Source organism: Xanthobacter agilis (assembly GCF_021730435.1).
GTDB classification, from domain to species: domain Bacteria; phylum Pseudomonadota; class Alphaproteobacteria; order Rhizobiales; family Xanthobacteraceae; genus Xanthobacter; species Xanthobacter agilis.
Genome location: NZ_JABWGX010000011.1, coordinates 48,852 through 66,748 on the forward strand (window position 1 = coordinate 48,852; position 17,897 = coordinate 66,748).

The following is a 17,897-nucleotide window of genomic DNA, read 5'->3' on the forward strand; positions in this document are numbered from 1 at the left end:
GCGATCCGGCTCATGACGATGCTCAGCGCCGTGGTTCTGGTGGCCAGCCTGATGTCCTGGTGGGTGGCGCTCACGGCGATCAAGCCCTTATGCCAAGCCTATGCGGCAACCCATGGCCTGGATCACGAGGGCTTGAGCCTTGCGTTCTTCGCGCGCGGAAACAGCGTCTCGCCCTGCGTGTTCCGCACCCGTGACACCCGGCAACGCCACATCATCCTCTGGCGCAATCTCCACGGCGCGAACCCGCTTCTTCGGTTCGCCGTCCGCCCCGATCTCATGAGCTACGCGCTGGGCGTCACCGGCATCCTCGGCTGGCTTTTTCTCACGCCACATGGACGGGCGCTGCGCAAGAAAAAGACGCCTCCCCCGCCCTGAGCGGACGGGAGAGGCGGCGGCGTCACCGCTTCAGATCGAAGCGGTCCGCATTCATCACCTTGGCCCAGGCGGCAATGAAGTCCATCACGAACTTCTCGGTGTTGTCGTTCTGGGCATAGACCTCCGCATAGGCGCGCAGGATCGCGTTGGAGCCGAAAACGAGGTCCAGGCGGGTAGCGGTCCACTTCACGGCATGGGTCTTGCGATCGCGGACCTCGAACAGGCCGTTGCCGGCCGGCTTCCAGATATGCCCCATGTCGGTCAGGTTGACGAAGAAGTCAGTGGTCAGCGCACCTTCGCGGTCCGTGAACACGCCATGTCGGGTGCCGCCGTGATTGGCGCCCAAAACCCGCATGCCGCCCACCAGGGCTGTCATTTCATGGGCGGTCAGGCCCATGAGCTGGGTGCGGTCGAGCATGAGTTCTTCCGCGCTGACGGCGTAATCCTTCTTCAGCCAGTTGCGATAGCCGTCATGGATCGGCTCCAGCACCTCGAACGAGGCCGCGTCGGTCTGCTCGGCGCTGGCATCGCCGCGACCGGGCGCGAACGGCACGGTGACGTCGAAGCCCGCCGCCTTGGCCGCCTGCTCCACGCCCACATTGCCGGCCAGCACGATGACGTCGGCGACACTCGCCCCCGCCTTGGCGGCGATGGGCTCCAGCACCGCGAGCACCTTGGCGAGGCGTTCCGGCTCATTGCCCGCCCAATCCTTCTGCGGGGCGAGGCGGATGCGCGCGCCATTGGCGCCGCCCCGCATGTCGGAGCCGCGGAAGGTGCGGGCGCTGTCCCAGGCGGTGGCGACGAGTTCGCTCACCGTGAGCCCGCTCGCGGCGATGGCCGCCTTGACGGCCGCGACATCGTAATCGGTGCGGCCGGCGGGAACGGGGTCCTGCCAGATCAGGTCTTCGGCGGGCACGTCGGGACCGATGTAGCGCGCCTTCGGGCCCATGTCGCGGTGGGTCAGCTTGAACCAGGCGCGGGCGAAGGTGTCCTTGAAATATTCCGGGTCCGCCATGAACTTACGGCAGATCGCGTGATAGATCGGATCCACCTTCATGGCCATGTCGGCGTCGGTCATCATGGGGTTGTGCCGGATCGACGGGTCGCTGGCGTCGCGCGGTTTGTCCTCCTCCTTGATATCCACCGGCTCCCACTGCCAGGCCCCGGCCGGGCTCTTGCGCAGCTCCCATTCGTGGCCGAACAGCATCTCGAAGAAGCCCATGTCGAACGTGGTCGGATGAGTCGTCCACGCGCCTTCCAGGCCCGAGGTCACGGCGCGGCTGGCAAGGCCGTTCTGGTCGGGATTGGCCCAACCAAGGCCCTGCTGGTCCACCTCCGCCGCTTCGGGGGCTGGACCGAGCTTGGCGGCGTCGCCATTGCCGTGGGTCTTGCCTACCGTATGGCCGCCGGCGGTGAGGGCGACGGTTTCCTCGTCGTCCATGGCCATGCGGGCGAAGGTCTCGCGGACCTGCGCGGCGGTCTTCAACGGGTCCGGATGACCGTTCACGCCTTCCGGATTCACATAGATGAGGCCCATCTGCACCGCCGCCAGCGGGTTTTCCATGGTGGCCGGGTTATCGACATTCTCATAGCGGTTGTCGCTGGGCGCGAGCCACTCCTTTTCCGGTCCCCAATAGACATCCTTCTCCGGTGACCAGATATCCTCGCGGCCAAAACCGAAGCCAAAGGTCTTCAGACCCATGGATTCATAGGCCATGGTCCCGGCCAGCGCGATGAGATCGGCCCAGCTCACCTTGTTGCCGTATTTTTTCTTGATCGGCCACAGCAGCCGGCGCGCCTTGTCGAGGCTGACATTGTCCGGCCAGGAATTCAAAGGCGCGAAACGCTGGTTGCCGGTGCCGGCGCCGCCACGGCCATCGGCCACGCGATAGGACCCCGCCGCGTGCCACGACATGCGGATCATGAGGCCGCCGTAATGGCCCCAATCCGCCGGCCACCACTCCTGGCTGTCGGTCATGAGGGCCAGCATGTCGGCCTTGAGGGCAGAGAAGTCGAGGGATTTGACCGCCTCGTGATAGTTGAAGCCCGGCCCCATGGGGTTGGTCTTCGTGTCGTGCTGGTGGAGAATGTCGAGATTGAGCGCCTTCGGCCACCAGCTCATGATGGATTCGCCGATTTCCGTATTGGCGCCGTGCATCACCGGACATTTACCGGCGGGTTTCGTCTCGTTCATGCCCTTGACCCTCCAATTCCACCGCGTGGCGTTCGCCAACCGCTGCCGTGGCGCATCGCTCCCGGCCCCGTCGGCACGGGGTCATGACGCAGGCTGCGCGCCCCGGTTTGCGAGTTCAAGCTACATCAGGATAATGATAATTAAAATTTGCATTTTCTAATCGCTTTGATATGAAATTCTTATGACAGACATCTCCATGAAGCAGCTTCGTTACTTCGAGGCGCTGGCCCGGCATGGACACTTCGGCCGCGCCGCGCAGGTCTGTGCCATCTCGCAGCCGGCTTTGTCGGTGCAGGTGAAGGAGCTGGAGGAGATCCTCGGCGCCCCCCTGGTGGAAAGGGGAAGCCGGCAGGTCCGGCTCACGCCCCTGGGAGCGGAACTGGCGGACCGCGCCCGCGGCATTCTGCGTGCTGTCGATGAGCTGGACGAGCTGGCACGGGCCTCCAACGGCCCGATAACGGGCCCGTTGCGGCTCGGCGTCATTCCCACCGTCGCGCCCTACCTGCTGCCGGCGGTCATCAAGCGCCTCGCGCGCCGGTTCCCGGACATGGACCTGCGCCCGCGCGAGGCGGTGACACAGAAGCTGGTGGCCGACATCGTCGGGGGCCGGCTCGACACCGCCATCGTGGCCCTGCCGCTCTCCGAGCCCGCCTTGAGCGAACACCCCCTGTTCGAGGAAGAGTTCGTCCTGGTCCGCCCCGCCGCGGACGAGGGCCGGCCGGTGCCCGGCACACAAGGGCTGCAGGAGATGCGGCTGCTCCTGCTTGAGGAGGGCCACTGTTTCCGCGATCAGGCCCTGTCTTTTTGCCGGATGCCCTTGCGCCCGCCTCAGGATCTGATCGAGGGCAGCTCGCTCACCACCCTGGTGCAGATGGTAAGCGCCGGCATCGGGGTGACGCTGATCCCGCACATGGCGGTGCCCTTGGAGACCCGCCTCGCGTCCGTCTCCATCGCGCATCTGGCGCACCCGCGCCCCTCGCGGACCATCGGCATGGTCTGGCGAAAGACGACCCCTTTGTCGGCGCAGCTCGAACAGATCGCCGAGGTCGTGCGCGAGGCCGGTCATTCCGGCGGCAGCACCTCCTCTGCCGCGCTCGAAGGACCCCCGACGGCCTCTTGAACGCGACCTGACGCGACCCGCCATAGCCCTCCCGCCACGGCGGTGTCGCCCCGCCGGCGACAGGCGCGTGGGCAAATCTTGAGCGGCCCACTGTAGGTTTCCCACAGAAAGCGCTCGCCTTGGCGCCGGCATTCTGTAATATAATTTTATTTCAAGTATTTATATATATCTCATCTGCATCCTCTTTTATCTTTGATGCGTCACTGCAACCCTGTAGGCTTCTCACTAAGATGCTCACTAAGCTGCTGAGGAGTGATCAAGGTGACCGAGGATCGCGGACACAATCGGGCATCGGGTTCGGGAACAGTCCTTGAGGTTCCCAGCGCCACCCTGAAGGGCAACCTGGCCTACGACCTGCTGCGGCGCGAAATCATCTCCTGCCGGTTCCTGCCGGGCACCCGCTTCACCGAGGCGGAACTGATGGAACGCCTCGACATCGGCAAGGCCAGCTGCCGCATCGCCTTGCAGCGGCTGATCCAGGACGGGGTCGTGGTGTCCATGCCGCGCCACGGATACCGCGTCGCCCCGATCACGGTGAAGGATGTGGAGGAGGTGTTCGCCCTGCGCCTCGTGCTGGAGCCGCTGGCCGCCCGCGGTGCGGCCGGGCGGGTCAATCGCGCGCTCGCCACCGGGGGCACGCCGCGCGCGCCCACCTGATCGATCGGCGCCGGGCCCAGCCGTTCGCGCCGGGCAATCCGGTCCGGGGCGGCACCATCTATCTCACCGTAGCCGACGCCTCCGGCATGATGGTCAGCTTCATCCAGAGCAATTACATGGGCTTCGGCTCCGGCGTGGTGCTGCCGGAATGGGGCGTCTCGCTCCAGAACCGCGGCTTCGGCTTCTCCCTCGACCCCGATCACGCGAATGGGGTGGCGCCGCGCAAGCGCCCGTTCCACACCATCATTCCCGGCTTTCTCACCAAGGACGGCGCACCGGTGATGAGCTTCGGCGTCATGGGCGGCAACATGCAGCCGCAAGGGCATGTGCAGACCCTGGTGCGCATGCTCGACTTCGCCCAGAATCCCCAGGCCGCCTGCGACGCGCCGCGCTGGCGCTTCGACCAGGGCCTGTCCATCAATCTGGAGCCCGGCAACCCGCCGGGCCTCCTGGACGGGCTCGCGGCGCTCGGCCACGAGGTCGCGGTGCTGCACGACACCTATCAGGATTTCGGCGCCGGCCAATTCATCTGGCGCATGGGCGACCCGGCGGTGGAAGGCTACGCCGCCGCCAGCGATCCCCGCCGCGACGGGCAGGCCGTGGTGAGCTGAGCGCGGGCGCCGGTCCCTCCGGCAGGGAACCGGCCGCGATGTCCGCCCGCGTCGACCGGCGCCCGGCGGTTTCACTTAAAGTTCCGCCCGCCTTCCGCCTCAGCCCGCGTGCGCGCCGGCGGGAAGCGGGGCGGCGACGGCATAATGCCCGATCAGATCGGCCAGCCGTTGCGGCTCGGGGTAGGGAAAGAAGTGGCCGCCCGGCCAGTGCTCCACCCGCAAGGGACCGGTAATGACTTCGCCCCACGCCGCGAGCGCCGCGGGCGACGTCGCCGGATCGTCCCTGCCACCGAGGACGACCGCCGGCACGCGAAGCCGCGGACCGGGCTCCCATCGATAGGTTTCCACCAGGCGGAAATCGTCGCGCACGACCGGCAACACCAGATCCATGAGGTCCGGCGCCGCCAGCACCTCGGCCGGTGTGCCGCCGAGGCGGCGCAGTTCGTCCACCAGCACGGCATCGGCGCACAGGTGGCGCGGGGGCGCGTCGCGCGCCGCCGGCCAGCGGGGCGCCGCCCGTCCCGACAGAACGAGACCGGCCACCGCGCCGCCCTGCGCGCACCGCTCCCGCGCGATCTCATAGGCAAGGAGAGCGCCCATGGAATGCCCCTGGAACAGCACCGGGACATCACCCACCGCCGCGCGAATGTCGGCGGCGAGCGCGGCGGCAAGGGCACGCAGGCTGGGGGCGAACGGCGCGCCGAACCGCCGGCCGTGCCCCGGCAGCTCCAGATCGACGACGCCTTCCGCCACCGCCCGCGGCAAGCGGGCACGCCACGGCAGCGCGGCCACCGACCCGCCCGCGTGGGGCAGCAGCACCAGCCGGGCCGGCGCGCGCTCCATCACATCCGTGCCAGTTGGCGCAGCATCTGCGTCTCGGCCGCCACCTCGGCCGCCGCGCAGGCGGCGATCAGCGCATCGGCGATCTCCTGGCCACGGGTGGCCAGTACCGACAGGAGGGTGTCGGACAGGCCGTGCGTGCCCTCGTTGGTGCCCTGGACGAACACCGCCGGACGGAATTCAGGAACCGTCGCCAGCCGGTAGTCGCGGCCCACCGCGCCGATGGCAACATAGGGCTCCAGCCCGCTCAGCAGCGCCCGGCCGCCGTCGCGGCTGTAGCCGGTGGCCAGCACCACCGCATCATAGATTTCCGCTCCCGCCACCCCGTCCGGACCCATGGACAGGTCGAGCCGGATGGCGCCGTCGGCCGCGCCACCCACCGCCTGGGCATGGGTCACCTGCGTCAGCCGCCGAACCTGATGACGGTGGTCGCCGGTCACCTGCTGCTGATAGAGCAGGGCATAGATGCGCTCGATAAGGTCCGCATCCACCACTGAATAATTGGTGCTCTTGAAGTCGGCGATCAGGGCCCGGCGGCGCGGCCGACGGCGCCATCCGGCTCGATCTGTCCATGGGGCGTAAGGAAGATTCAGATGGCGGTGGGCGGCGCGCGCTCGGGCACCTGCGGCAGGATGCCATCGGGCACCCACAGGCGATCACCGAAGAAGCGCTCGCGGGTCAGCATCACCAGCGCGGCCCGCTTATGGGGAAACTCAAACGTGCTCACCCGCGCGAAGCCGGAGCGCTCCAGGTTGCGAAGCTGCTGGTGGTGATCGGCCCGCGGCTCGCCGACGATGCGGGTGGTGCGCACCTCGTCGAGGAATATGTAGTGCATGAGGCAGGGTAGCCAGGTGGCCACATAGGCCCGCCCGCGAAACCCGTCCTCCCCCACCAGCACATGCCAGCCGCGATCGTAATCGCCGGCCGCGTAGAAGGGGGCGATGCGGTTTTCCTTGGCCCAATAGAGTTCGAAATACGCAAAGGGCACGCCGTTCACCGCGCCCATCAGGGGCAGCAGGTGCGGATCCGCCTGGAGCCCTTCGAGATAGGCGCGGTGCTTGGCCAGATCCCCGGCCTCGTCCCAGATGGCGGCGACGCGGGGATCGTTCATCCAGCGATGGAACCGCGGGAGGTCGGCGGCGATGTCCACCGTGCGCAGCTCGAACCGCGCGCCGAGCCAGGGGATATGACGCGCATAGACCACCCCCTCCGGCTTTGCCGGCCGCACCGGATGGCGCCGCCCCTGGGTCAAGGCGAAGCGCTGCGGAAAAGGCGCGCGCACCATCGGCAACCACAACTCCGGTCGCTGCCACAGGGCTCCGGGAAAAACATCGAGCCCCGCCCCCCGCCGGGACGGCGAGGCCCTCCGCGACGAGCCAGTCCCGAACGGCCGGCGCCACCCCGTCCGCCGCATCCAGGCCCAGGAGCCGCAGCGGCGTCGGCGCGGGCCGGATGGCCGTGACCCGTTCCAGAGCGCGCAGCAGCAACGCCCGCACCGCGTCGGGGTCCAACCCCCGCCATTGGGCGCGCGCGCCGGCCTCTCCCTCGGCGGACAGAAGCAACCGCGTGCCGGCGGCATCCTCCATCACCATGGAGCCATCCCGGCCGCCGTCCTGGCCGCCGTCCTGGCCGCCATCCTGCGGCGCGCCCATGCCCTCCTCGGCGAAAGGCGGCGTCCGGGTCATTTCCGCCGAGGAGATGTCCATCACCGGGATTTCCATCACACGCACGGCGTTCCCTCCCTCACGTCTCTTGAATGGGGCATTCGGTGAACATGACGCTGTCGCCCGCCGCCGATTTAGGCGCTGCGATGCGCTTTCCTCAGGCTGAGACGAAAAACCCGCCGCACCCCTAAATTTCCGCGCGCGGCGAACGTCTCACTCTTCAAGGCTCGGCGTCTCCGGCCGGCCGCATGCAGCTCAGGGAACCGCACGCATCATGGAGCGCCCCGCGCCCCGTCCCTCCGACGCCCAGACCCTTGCACCGGCCCTTGCACCGGCCCTCGCACCGGCCGCCGCACCGCCGGGCGACTTTTCCCTTATGGGTCTTGTGTTCGCCCAGAACCCGGTCGTGTTCGCCGCGGCGGCGGCCACCAGCCTCGCCAGCGGCGCCACCGCGGTGGCGCTGGTGGTGCTCATCAATCTCGCGCTCATGTCGGATGGGGAAAACCTGCTGCGGCTCGGCCTCGCCTTCGCGCTGGTGGCGGCGGTGACGGTGGCGTTGCAGACCGCCTCCGGCATCCTGTTCGGCCGGCTCGGGCAAGAGGTGCTGGCGCGGCTGCGCGCCCGCATCGCCGCGACGGTGGAGGCCGCGCCGCTGCGCGCGGTCGAGCAGGTAGGCCCCGCCCGCATCCAGGCCCTGCTGACCGACGATGTCTTCACCATCGCCACGCTGGTGGTGCGCCTGCCGGTGCTGCTCACCAACGCGGTCGCCATCTCCGGTTGCCTCGGCTACCTCGCATGGCTCTCGCCGGCCCTGTTCCTGGGCGCGGTGGGACTGATGGCGGTGGGTGTCGGCGGCTATATGCTGGCCAGCGGGCGCGCACGGCACCACCTGGAACACGCCGGCGGGCGGCAAGACGCCCTGTTCTCCCACCTCTCGGCATTGGTATCCGGCACCAAGGAGCTGAAGCTCAACCGCGACAAGGCGCAGGACTTCCGCACCCACCACCTCGGCGCCACCATCGAGAGCGTGCGCCGCGCCCGCACCCGCGGCATCACGCTGCTGGCCCTCGGCTCGGCCTGGGGCAGCCTCATCATCTTCGGCTTCATCGGGCTGGTGCTGTTCGTGTTCACCGGCGGCGGGGCGGTGGCGACCGGCTACGCAGTGGTGCTGCTCTATCTCGTCGGTCCCCTTGCCGCGGTGCTGGAAGACCTGCCCCGCCTCGCCCTCGCCCGCGTCGCCGGCCGCCGCCTTCAGGAGACCGAGGCCGCCCTCGCCGCCCACGAAGCCGCGCCCGCGCCACCGGTGCCATTCACCGGCCTCGCGCTCGAGGCCGTCACCCATGCCTATTGGGACGACCGCACCTCGGAGATGTTCCGCCTCGGCCCGGTGGATCTCGCCTTTCGGCCGGGGGAAATCGTGTTCCTGGTGGGCGGCAACGGCTCCGGCAAGACCACCCTCGCCAAGCTGGTCACCGGCCTCTATGCGCCGGAAAGCGGACAGGTGCTGCTGAACGGCGTGCCGGTGGACGGCGCGATCCGCAGCGCCCAGCGCGGGCTGTTCTCTGCCGTGTTCGGCGATTTCCACCTGTTCGAGAGCCTCGTCGGCCTGTCCGGCGCGCCCGATCTCGACGCCCGCGCCAACCGGCTCATCGCCCGGCTCGCGTTGACCCACAAGGTGAGCGTGGAGGACGGGCGCTTTTCCACCCGCGACCTCTCCACCGGACAGCGCAAGCGCCTCGCCCTGGTGGCGGCGGTGCTGGAGGATCGCCCATTCCTGGTGTTCGACGAATGGGCGGCGGACCAGGACCCCGCGTTCAAGACCGTGTTCTACCGCGAGCTGCTGCCGGAGCTGAAAGCGCTGGGCAAGACCGTGCTCGTGATCTCCCATGACGACCGCTACTTCGATTGCGGCGACCGCATCGTGCACATGGAAAGCGGCCGCATCACCGCCGACCTTCCGGCCGGGACGGGGCGACGCGGCGTCGCCTGACCCCCTAAATTTCGCGCCACCGGATTCGTCTTGGTGAGGGACATTCATCTCGCCGGGCGCGCCAACCCGAAAGGCAGGGCGCCGGGCCTCTTTGCGCCGCGCGCGCTCATAAAGGCGGACCCGACTTCGCCTACCGCATGTGCGTCGAGCGCATCGATCCGGCCCAGATCGAGGGCCTCGACCTGTCGTGCTGGCACGTCGCCTTCTCCGGCTCCGAGCCGGTACGCGCCTCCACCATGGAGGCGTTCGCCGCCCGTTTCGCCCCGCTCGGCTTCGCCGCCCCTGGTCGCGGCAGCGGAAGCCTATGTCGCGGTGCTGAACGCGGCGGAGACCCGTGGCGATGTGGCGCCATGCCATCTGGTCCTGCGCGACGAAGCCGGGGTGCCGGTGGCGGCGGCTTCCCTCTACCGGGTCGGCTCTCTCGCCGGGCTCTACAATGTCGGCACCCGCGCCGCGCACCGACGACGCGGGCTCGGCGGCGTTGTCACGCGCGCCGCGCTGGCCCACGCCGAAACGTTGGGGGTCGAAGCGGTCTTCCTGCAATGCGCGGGCCTTGGGCCGGTGGAACGGCTCTATGCCCGGCTTGGCTTCGCCGTGGCCGCCCGGCCCGCCCTCGTGTGCTTCCAGCCCGACGGCGAAACCGCCACCGCCTGACCCCGGCGCCGGCAATATTCAGGGCGACGACGCGGCGGAGGCAGCGGCCCCGTCCGTCCCCGCCATCTTCGCCTTGGCCAGAACATGGGGGCAATTGCTGCAATAGCCACGCTCGGGCAGCAGGTAGCTGACGCAGCACACCCGGCGCCAGCGCCGCTCGCCGCCGGGTCCCTCCACATAGCGCACCGGTGCGTGAAACGGGTTGCGCCGCCCGTCCGGCCAGCGCGGGCTGTTCACCAGCCGCTCGCCCGCCACCACCACCCCCGGAGAGAAACCGGCGCCCTCCAATTCCCTCAGGATGGCTTCGTACAGATTGGCGGCATTGGTCCACAGCACCTTCGCGGAAAGTCCCGAACGCGCCGACAGCGCCCTGAACACCGGCTCCAGATGATCGAAGATGAGCGGCTGGAAGCGCACGAAGGGATCGCCCTCGTCGTCGGCATGGCCATCGTGGGGCAGCACGAAATGGTCCGGCAGCCCGTCCTCGTCCAGCACCACGGACAGCGCGTCCACCGCCACCGGCAGGTGCCGGCCCAGCACCAGTTGCGCCACCACCATCACCGGCATCAGGATGTGCACGTAATGGATGGAGAACAGCGAGGCGAGCACCCGACGGTCGTCGCCGCCGAAATACGTCGCCACCCGCTCCAGCGCAGCATCGAGGCCGGCCGGCGCGATCAGTTCCGACAGCGGCATGGCGCCGGGCTTCTCGCCGGGCAGCACCAGCGTGTCGGCATAAGGCGCGAGCGGGCCGTGGAAGATGGGCGCGAGGACGGCGAGCATGTGATCCTACAACCTCCGAAGGCGCCACAGCAGATAGGGCGCGCCGATGAGGGTGGCCAGAAGGCCGGTGGGGATCTGCCGGGGATAGATGAGGGTCCGCCCCAACAGGTCCGCCCCCACCATCACCAGCGCCCCGACGAGGGCCGCCGCGAGAAGGTGGGGCAGCGCCCGCGGAAAGCCCGCCAGCCGCGCCAGATGCGGCGCCAGCAACCCGACGAAGGTGAGCGGCCCCACGATGAGGGTGGCGGTGGCGGTCATCAGCGCCGTCAGCACCAGCAGCAGCAGGCGCGCGCGTTTCACATCCACCCCCACCGCGCCGGCGGTGACCGCGCCCAGCGGCAGCAGGTCGAGCCAACGCGCGAACGGAACCGCCGCCGCACCGAGCGCGACCACGGCGACCAGGCCGGTCAGCGCCTCCGACGAACCGACCCGCGCGGTGGAACCGGCGAGCCAGGCCAGCAGCGTCACGGCCCGTGGATCACCCGACGCGGTCACCGCCACCACCAGCGCGTCGAATAGGGCGCCAAGGGCGATGCCCGCCAGCAGGATGCTGTCGGGCGCGAAGGCGGCCCGCCGGGTCAGCCACAAAAGCCCAACAGTGGTAAGGAACGCCCCGGCGGCGCCCGCCGCGATCTCAGTGGCGCGGTCGGCGCCGGGCAGCGCCATCACCACCACGATCAGCGCCAATGCGGCACCCGAAGTCAGCCCCAGCACCTCCGGGCTCGCCATCGGATTGCCGGTGACGCGCTGGGTGATGGTGCCGGCCATGGCCAGCAGCGCACCCGCCGCCAGCGCCGCCAGCACCCGCGGCCAACGCCATTCCAGCAGGGCGCCGGACAGGTCAAGGCTCCAGCCCGCCGCGTCATGCGACAGCAGCAGCGCCGGCAGCACCAGCACGCCGAGCGCCGCGACCATGGCGATCAGCGCGCCCACCGGGTGGCGGGCGCGCGGCTCCCTCACCGGCGCCGCCATGCGCGGGGGCCGCACGTCGCGCTTCAGGCGCGGCAGCAGCCACAGCAACAGCGGCGAGCCGAACAGCGCCGTCAGCGCCCCGGTGGGCACGAGATCGCCGTAGAGCCCCGCCAGCACCTGAACCAATTGGTCCGCGAACCAGAGCAGGACGGCGCCGATCAACGGCCCCCACACCAGCCGCGCGCCGAAAGTCCGGGCCCCGGCCAAGGTGGCGAGCGCCGGCGCCGCGAGACCCACGAAGCCCACCACGCCCACCGCGCTCACCACCGCGGCGGCCAGCACCACCGAAACCGCAAGGGCGGCGAGGCGCAGGCCCACCAGCGGCACCCCGAGACCGCGGGCGCCGGCTTCGTCCAGATCGAGCAGCGCCAGCGGCCGCACCATCAGCGCCGCCGCCACGCCCGAAGCCACGACCAGCGGTCCGAGGCGCAGCACCACGCTCCAGTCCTGCTGCGACAGCGCGCCCGCGCCCCAGATGAACAGGCCGGCGAGATAGCTCTGGTTGAACAGCACCAAGGCGGCCCCCAGGGCGCCGAAATACAGGCTCACCACGAGCCCCGCGAGCACCACCGCCAGCGGCGCGAGGCCCTTGTTCCAGGCCAAGGAAAACACCAGCGCGGCCGCCACGCCGCTGCCGGCGAGGGCCACCGCCTCGCGCCCCAGGCCGGCGAGGCCGGGCACGGCCAGGGTCGCGGCCACCAGCGCCAGATGAGCGCCGGCGGAGACGCCAAGCGTGGTGGGCGAGGCCAGAGGATTGCGGAGCACCTGCTGCATCAGAACACCGGCGAGGCCCAGCGCCGCGCCGCACAGCCACGACACCAGGAGCCGTGGCAGCCAGCTGAAATGCACCACCAGTTCGCCCATGCCGGACGGCGACAGAATGGCCCCCAGCAATGAGCCACCTTCGATGCGGGCTGTCAGGCTCTGGGCGCTGAGCAGCACCGCAAGGAGCCCGAGGCCCAGCACCATCACGGCCGGCCCCATGAACGGGAGGCCCTTCTCTCGCGGCGCCAGCTCAACTCCGACACGATCAGCCACGAACATCCCCCTTTGCCGCGTCCGGCGTGGCCGCGAAGTCCGCCAGAACGCGGGCGAACCGCATGGCCGACACCAGCCCGCCGAACGACCAGACCGGCGCCAGCAGCCCGACGCGGCCAGCCTCCACCATCGGCAGGCGCCGCCATAACGGGCCATGCGCCATGGTTTCGCGCGCCTCCGGCGGCACCGGCTCGAAGATCAAGAGCCGCGCATCGGCCGGAGCGGCGAGGTGCTCCAGCCCGAAAGTCGCGAAGCCCCAGAAGGTCGCCGGCCCGGAAAAGGCGTTGGAAAGCCCGAGCCGCGCCAGCACCGCATCGAACAGCGCGCCGCGTCCGTAGACCCGCACATGCCGCGCATCGACGAAGCTCGCGAGATACAGCGGGCGCCCCGCCAGCGGCGCCACCCGGGGCCGGGCCGCCGCGATCGCCGCATCCGTTGCGGCCAGCAGGCGCGCGCCCGCCTCCGGTCGCCCGGTGGCCTCCGCCAACGTCAATGCCACCTGCCGCGCGCGGCCCCAGACGTCGCCTTCCGCCGCGAAAATGGCGAGGTTCAAGGTGGGCGCGATCCGCGCCAGGGTCGGCTCCAGCGCCTCCAGCTGCGGCGTGATGACGATCAGGTCCGGCTTCAGCCGCGCCACCGCCTCGAGGTTCGGCTCAAGCCGCAGGCCCACGTCCGCGACGCCCGGCGGCAAGGCCGGCTCACCCACCCAATGGTCATACTCGTCCGCCTCGGCAACCCCGGCCGGCACGACGCCGAGCCCGAGCAGGGTCTCGACGATACCCCAGTCGAACGCCACCACGCGCCGGGGCGCCGTCGCCCACGCCGGGGCGGCAAGCAAAGTGGATGCGGCGGCGACAAACCCCCGGCGGCTGAGGATCATCCCCATCACGCCGACGCCTTCGCGACCACGCCGCGGGTCCCTGCCCGGCGTTCCGTGGCGGCGGGCGCCATCCGGGCAGGGCGCGCGGGTGCGACCGCAATAACCGTCGATACTGTCACGGCACGCCTTGGTGGCGTCGCGCACCATGAAGTTGACCAAGGTGCGCGAAACCCCCAGATATTCCGCGATATCCTTCTGCGGCATGCCGTCGAGACGATGACGCAGGAACGCGAAGCGGGTGCGCGGCGGCAGTGTAGCCAGGGTGCGCATCACCACCCCCACCATCTCCCTCTGCTCCAGGCGTTCCAGCGGACAGGCGCACGGCATGGGCACACGCTCGGCTTCCTCGGCGCTGCCCGCCCAAAGGCGCTCCCGTTTCAAGCGGCGCGCGCGGTCGATGGCGAGGTTGCGCACAAGGCGCGACAGGAAGGGCGCCGGATGGTCGGCCTCCACCACCCCTTCCGCCTCGCACAGCTTCACCGCAGCATCCTCCACCACCTCCTCCGCAAGATGCTGCGACCGGAGAATCCGGAATGCCTCGCGCAGCAGGCGGGCGCGGTGGACGATCAGCGCCGCAAGCAGAGGCGCGACGGGCGATGCGGCGGGCAGTGCGCCGGAGGGTCCGGCCGCCCGCAATGATGCGTGAAGTGGCGCGTTCATGAAAACCCCTTTCCGCCCGGCCGCGACGAAACCGCCACGGTCGGCGCATCCCGTCCCCGGCGACCTGCCGGGCGCGGGCTCAGCGAACGAAACTCACGGGCCACCCGCCATCCGGGTGGGGCATCACCGCCATGGGGATGCCGTAGATGTCCGCGAGTCCCTCGGCGGTCACCACATCCGCCGGCGCCCCGCGCTTCAGCAGCCGGCCGCCGCGCAGCGCCACGAGTTCGTCGCAATAGCGCGCGGCGATGTTCACGTCGTGCAGCACCACGGCAACTCCGAGGCCGCGCGCATGGCCGAGCTGCCGGGCCAGCGCCATCACCTCGACCTGATGGGCCACATCCAGCGCCGCGATCGGCTCGTCGAGGAGGAGATAGCGGGCCTCCTGCGCGACCAGCATGGCCAGCCACACCCGCTGCCGCTCCCCGCCGGACAAGGTCTCCACCAGCCGGTCGGCGAAGGCGCCCACGTCGGCGAGTTGCAAGGCCGCCTCCACCGCGTCGCGGTCCCGCGCCGTCCGGCGCCCGAGCGCGCCATGCCAGGGATAGCGCCCGCAGGCCACCAGCTCCCGTACCTTGAGGGCGCCGGCCGAAGGCGGCGTCTGCGGCAGATAGGCCACCATGCGGGCGAACGCACGGCTGCTCCAGCTCGACAGATCGCGCCCATCGAGCCGCAGCGCGCCGGCGCTCGGCGCCTGCTGGCGCGCCAGCAGCTTCAGCAGGGTGGACTTGCCGGACCCGTTGTGCCCGACGACGCCCACGACCCGCCCCGGGGCCAGGGTGAGGGACACCTCGTGAAGGAGGGTGCGCCCTTCGGCGGCAAAGCCGACGCCGTCGAGCGCGAAGCCCTCCATCGCCGCGCTCACCATCGGTAGGTCACCTGCGCCGTCACGGTGCGCGTCTGGCCGTAGGAACAGCCGATGTAAGTGTTGCCGATGCTGGAACAGGTCCCGACATAATAATTGTCCAGCAGGTTCTTGGCGGTCAGCGAGAATAGCCAATTGTCCTTGGTGTAGCGCAGCGCCGCGTCGTACAGGGTATAGCTCGGCACGTAGATGGTGTTGGCGCGGTCGCCCCAGGTAGCGCCCACGTAACGCGCGCCGCCACCAAGGCCGAATCCCTTCAGCGCGCCCTCTTGGAAGGTGTAATCCAGCCAGGCGGACGCCAGATGCTCGGGCACACGCTCCGGCACGTTGCCGACAATGCTCGCCTGGCCCACCGGTGGAATGTCTTCCGTGACCTCCGCATGCAGGTAGGTATAGGCCGCCAGCACCTTGAAACCGTTCTCGAAATCCATGGCGGCTTCAAGCTCGAAGCCGCGCACCTGGATCTCGCCGGTCTGGTAATAGGCCATCTGCATCGGATCTGTGGTATCGAAGCTCACCGCGTTCTGCTTGGTGATCTGATAGATCGAGCTCTGGATATAGCTCTTGCCGTTGTTGGGCTGATACTTCATGCCCAGTTCATACTGCTCGCCGGTCTCGGGCTTCAGCGGCTGCATGTCGTAGCTGATGGGCAGCGGGCCGTAGGCCGTATCCACGGTCACGCTCGACTGGGTGAAGCCTGGCACCACATTGAAGGAGCTGGCATAGCTGACATAGGGCGTGAGCCCGTTGTCGAACAGATAGGACAGGCCGACGCGGCCGGAAAAGGCGCTATCAGCGGAATTGCTCTTGAAATAGCTCGGTACGTTGACGCCGTAATAATATTTGAGCAGCGGCGCGAGCTGGGCCAGAACCGGGCTCTGGGTGGTGCTCTCGGTCGACACCCAATCATAGCGCCCGCCGAAGGTGAGCACCCATTTGTCGTGGATCTTGAGCATGTCCTGGGCGTAGATGCCGGTCTGGCTCAAGTCTTGAGTCGTGTTCAGCGTGTTGATGAGCGGGTCGATGGTTAGGCTGTAGATGGGGAAATAAGGATTGATGGGCGACACCGGCAGAGTGCCGGTGATGAGGCTTTGCAGCGGCCCCCCGTTTTGGGTGCCGTCCTGCTGGGTGTTGGAATAATCGAGGCCGAATACGAGCTTATTCTCGGCAAAGCCAAGGTCGCTGTCATACTGGGCCTGGTTATCGATGGTGAAGACGCCCAGCGTCTGGTCGTTTTGCTGGGCCGTGCGCAACAGGATGGAAGTGTCGCCGCCATAGGCCGAGGTCGGGTAGACGGTGAGATAATCCACATCCACCGACGCGTAGCGCAGGTTCTGGCGCAAGGTCCAGCCGTTGTCGGCGCGGTGCTCGAAGAAGTAGCCCACCGAATACTGGTCGGCGTTGTAATGGGACTGTCCGGGCACACCGAGGAAGCGCGAAGGCGGGATCGAACCATAGACGCTGGGGTAGAGCGTGCCTTCAGCCGGCAGGAGCTGGTAGGTATCGCCGGTGCGGTCCCGCTGGTAGTTGGCGAACACCGTGAAGGTGGTGTCCGTGTTCGGCGTCCAGGTCAGGGTCGGAGCGAGATAGACGCGGTTGTTGTCGACATAGTCGACCTGCGTGTTGCCCTCCCGCACCAGGCCGGTGAGGCGATAGGTGATGTTGGTACCGTCGATGCCGGCGCCGTTGATGTCGAACCCGAGCTGCGCGGTGTCGAAGGAGCCGTAGGACCCCCAGATTTCACCGAACTGCGCGCCCACCACCGGCAGCTTGGAAACCAGATTGATGAGACCGCCCGGATTATTGAGGCCGTAGAGGGTGGACGTGGGGCCACGCAGGATGTCCACCCGCTGCAGGCCATAGGGCTCCTGGCGGAAGCCGGCGAAGCCCGCGGTGGGCAGGCGCATGCCGTCGCGATAGACACCAAGCAGGTTTTCGTCGAAGCCGCGGATCACGAATTGCTCGAAGCGCGCATCCTCGCCATAGGGCGAGGCGGAAACGCCGGCGGAGTAATCGATGGCATCGCTCAGCGTCTGCACGCCGCGATCCTGCATCTGCTGGCGGGTGACCACCGAAACCGATTGCGGCACCTCGCGCAGGGGCACATCCATCTTCATGCCGGTGGAGGTGTCCACCGCCACGAACGGGCCGGTCAGGTCGTTGGTCTCCACGTTCAGCGTATCGAGCTGGATGGTGCCATCCGCCGCAACCCCGGTCGCTCCGCCCGCCGAGGCGCGGGCGATGGTGACGGTGTTGGCATTGGTGAAGCGATAGCTCAGCCCGGTGCCCGCCAGCAGGCGGGACAGGGCCTGCTCCGGCGTCAGGTTGCCCGAGACGCCCGGCGAGCGCACGCCGCGGGCGAGATCAGCCGCATAAAGCACCTGCAGATTGGCCCGGTCGCCGAACGCGGACAGCGCCGCGCCGAGCGACGACGGCGGAATGGAGAAGCTGACGGCCGATTGCTGCGCCACCGCCACCGAGACCCACTGCCCCGAGGCCAGCGCCGTGCCGGCCAGCAGCCCAAGGCCCAGACGGATGACATTGCCGCTCACCCGCGACGGCCGACGCCCACGATAATCCTGCATGACACCCCG

The 17,897-nt window shown here is 69.0% G+C and carries 15 protein-coding genes; 6 read left to right on the plus strand and 9 right to left on the minus strand.

Going from position 1 to position 17,897, the window contains the following annotated elements; translation table 11 throughout:
* Nucleotides 1–12: 12 nt before the first annotated feature.
* Nucleotides 13–375, plus strand: a complete 363-nt coding sequence (locus HUW53_RS09935) for a hypothetical protein (protein WP_237345596.1) — start codon at nucleotides 13–15, stop codon at nucleotides 373–375.
* A 22-nt stretch (nucleotides 376–397) separates the two neighbouring features.
* On the opposite strand, the gene katG is transcribed toward HUW53_RS09935, so the two are convergent.
* A complete protein-coding gene (gene katG, locus HUW53_RS09940; RefSeq protein WP_237345597.1) occupies nucleotides 398–2,569 on the minus strand; it encodes a catalase/peroxidase HPI in 2,172 nt (723 codons plus the stop codon).
* A gap of 181 nt (nucleotides 2,570–2,750) precedes the next feature.
* Here katG and HUW53_RS09945 point away from each other — a divergent pair, with 181 nt between their 5' ends.
* From HUW53_RS09945 to HUW53_RS09955, 3 genes are all read left to right on the plus strand, one after another.
* Nucleotides 2,751–3,689, plus strand: coding sequence for a LysR substrate-binding domain-containing protein (locus tag HUW53_RS09945; protein ID WP_237345598.1), 939 nt, complete (start codon nucleotides 2,751–2,753; stop codon nucleotides 3,687–3,689).
* 261 nt (nucleotides 3,690–3,950) lie between these two features.
* Nucleotides 3,951–4,346 carry a GntR family transcriptional regulator gene (locus tag HUW53_RS09950; RefSeq protein ID WP_237345599.1) on the plus strand — a complete coding sequence of 132 codons (396 nt, stop codon included), beginning with the start codon at nucleotides 3,951–3,953 and terminating at the stop codon, nucleotides 4,344–4,346.
* A complete protein-coding gene (locus HUW53_RS09955; protein WP_307500124.1) occupies nucleotides 4,346–4,957 on the plus strand; it encodes a gamma-glutamyltransferase in 612 nt (203 codons plus the stop codon). The genes HUW53_RS09950 and HUW53_RS09955 overlap by 1 nt, the downstream gene beginning before the upstream one ends.
* Before the next feature lie 99 nt (nucleotides 4,958–5,056).
* Here the strand turns inward: HUW53_RS09955 and HUW53_RS09960 are convergent, their stop codons facing one another.
* From HUW53_RS09960 to HUW53_RS09970, 3 genes are read right to left on the minus strand one after another with little or no spacing between them, the layout of a single operon-like run.
* Complete coding sequence (locus HUW53_RS09960) at nucleotides 5,057–5,800, minus strand: thioesterase II family protein (RefSeq protein WP_237345600.1); 744 nt, start codon at nucleotides 5,798–5,800, stop codon at nucleotides 5,057–5,059.
* Nucleotides 5,800–6,447 carry a SidA/IucD/PvdA family monooxygenase gene (locus HUW53_RS09965; protein WP_307500094.1) on the minus strand — a complete coding sequence of 216 codons (648 nt, stop codon included), beginning with the start codon at nucleotides 6,445–6,447 and terminating at the stop codon, nucleotides 5,800–5,802. The genes HUW53_RS09960 and HUW53_RS09965 overlap by 1 nt, the downstream gene beginning before the upstream one ends.
* Entirely contained in the window at nucleotides 6,387–7,082 is a 696-nt protein-coding gene (locus HUW53_RS09970; protein ID WP_307500096.1) for a GNAT family N-acetyltransferase, read from the minus strand. Before HUW53_RS09970 ends, HUW53_RS09965 begins: the two co-directional genes overlap by 61 nt.
* A gap of 653 nt (nucleotides 7,083–7,735) precedes the next feature.
* On the opposite strand from HUW53_RS09970, the gene HUW53_RS09975 reads away from it, so the two are divergent.
* Both HUW53_RS09975 and HUW53_RS22175 read left to right on the plus strand, forming a co-directional pair.
* Nucleotides 7,736–9,451: a cyclic peptide export ABC transporter gene (locus tag HUW53_RS09975; protein ID WP_237345602.1), complete on the plus strand. Its 1,716-nt coding sequence runs from the start codon at nucleotides 7,736–7,738 to the stop codon at nucleotides 9,449–9,451.
* Nucleotides 9,452–9,763: 312 nt separating this feature from the next.
* Nucleotides 9,764–10,105: a GNAT family N-acetyltransferase gene (locus tag HUW53_RS22175; protein ID WP_237345603.1), complete on the plus strand. Its 342-nt coding sequence runs from the start codon at nucleotides 9,764–9,766 to the stop codon at nucleotides 10,103–10,105.
* 18 nt (nucleotides 10,106–10,123) lie between these two features.
* On the opposite strand, the gene fhuF is transcribed toward HUW53_RS22175, so the two are convergent.
* The 5 genes from fhuF to HUW53_RS10005 form a co-directional block, all read right to left on the minus strand.
* On the minus strand, nucleotides 10,124–10,888 hold the full coding sequence (gene fhuF / locus HUW53_RS09985) for a siderophore-iron reductase FhuF (protein WP_237345604.1): 765 nt from the start codon (nucleotides 10,886–10,888) through the stop codon (nucleotides 10,124–10,126).
* 6 nt (nucleotides 10,889–10,894) lie between these two features.
* Nucleotides 10,895–12,904: a Fe(3+)-hydroxamate ABC transporter permease FhuB gene (gene fhuB / locus HUW53_RS09990; protein ID WP_370877798.1), complete on the minus strand. Its 2,010-nt coding sequence runs from the start codon at nucleotides 12,902–12,904 to the stop codon at nucleotides 10,895–10,897.
* Nucleotides 12,891–14,438, minus strand: coding sequence for a sigma-70 family RNA polymerase sigma factor (locus tag HUW53_RS09995; RefSeq protein ID WP_237345606.1), 1,548 nt, complete (start codon nucleotides 14,436–14,438; stop codon nucleotides 12,891–12,893). The genes fhuB and HUW53_RS09995 overlap by 14 nt, the downstream gene beginning before the upstream one ends.
* Nucleotides 14,439–14,517: 79 nt before the next feature.
* Nucleotides 14,518–15,306, minus strand: a complete 789-nt coding sequence (locus HUW53_RS10000) for an ATP-binding cassette domain-containing protein (RefSeq protein ID WP_237345607.1) — start codon at nucleotides 15,304–15,306, stop codon at nucleotides 14,518–14,520.
* On the minus strand, nucleotides 15,300–17,888 hold the full coding sequence (locus HUW53_RS10005; protein WP_237345608.1) for a TonB-dependent siderophore receptor: 2,589 nt from the start codon (nucleotides 17,886–17,888) through the stop codon (nucleotides 15,300–15,302). The genes HUW53_RS10000 and HUW53_RS10005 overlap by 7 nt, the downstream gene beginning before the upstream one ends.
* Nucleotides 17,889–17,897: the final 9 nt, after the last annotated feature.

Excerpts from the sequence above, each read along its gene's own strand:
- HUW53_RS09935 (WP_237345596.1), top strand. The coding sequence starts at position 13 with ATGACGATGCTCAGCGCCGTGGTTCTGGTGGCCAGCCTGATGTCCTGG.
- katG (WP_237345597.1), bottom strand. The coding sequence starts at position 2,569 with ATGAACGAGACGAAACCCGCCGGTAAATGTCCGGTGATGCACGGCGCC.
- HUW53_RS09945 (WP_237345598.1), top strand. The coding sequence starts at position 2,751 with ATGACAGACATCTCCATGAAGCAGCTTCGTTACTTCGAGGCGCTGGCC.
- HUW53_RS09960 (WP_237345600.1), bottom strand. The coding sequence starts at position 5,800 with ATGGAGCGCGCGCCGGCCCGGCTGGTGCTGCTGCCCCACGCGGGCGGG.
- HUW53_RS09970 (WP_307500096.1), bottom strand. The coding sequence starts at position 7,082 with ATGGTGCGCGCGCCTTTTCCGCAGCGCTTCGCCTTGACCCAGGGGCGG.
- HUW53_RS09975 (WP_237345602.1), top strand. The coding sequence starts at position 7,736 with ATGGAGCGCCCCGCGCCCCGTCCCTCCGACGCCCAGACCCTTGCACCG.
- fhuF (WP_237345604.1), bottom strand. The coding sequence starts at position 10,888 with ATGCTCGCCGTCCTCGCGCCCATCTTCCACGGCCCGCTCGCGCCTTAT.
- fhuB (WP_370877798.1), bottom strand. The coding sequence starts at position 12,904 with ATGTTCGTGGCTGATCGTGTCGGAGTTGAGCTGGCGCCGCGAGAGAAG.
- HUW53_RS09995 (WP_237345606.1), bottom strand. The coding sequence starts at position 14,438 with ATGAACGCGCCACTTCACGCATCATTGCGGGCGGCCGGACCCTCCGGC.
- HUW53_RS10000 (WP_237345607.1), bottom strand. The coding sequence starts at position 15,306 with ATGGTGAGCGCGGCGATGGAGGGCTTCGCGCTCGACGGCGTCGGCTTT.
- HUW53_RS10005 (WP_237345608.1), bottom strand. The coding sequence starts at position 17,888 with ATGCAGGATTATCGTGGGCGTCGGCCGTCGCGGGTGAGCGGCAATGTC.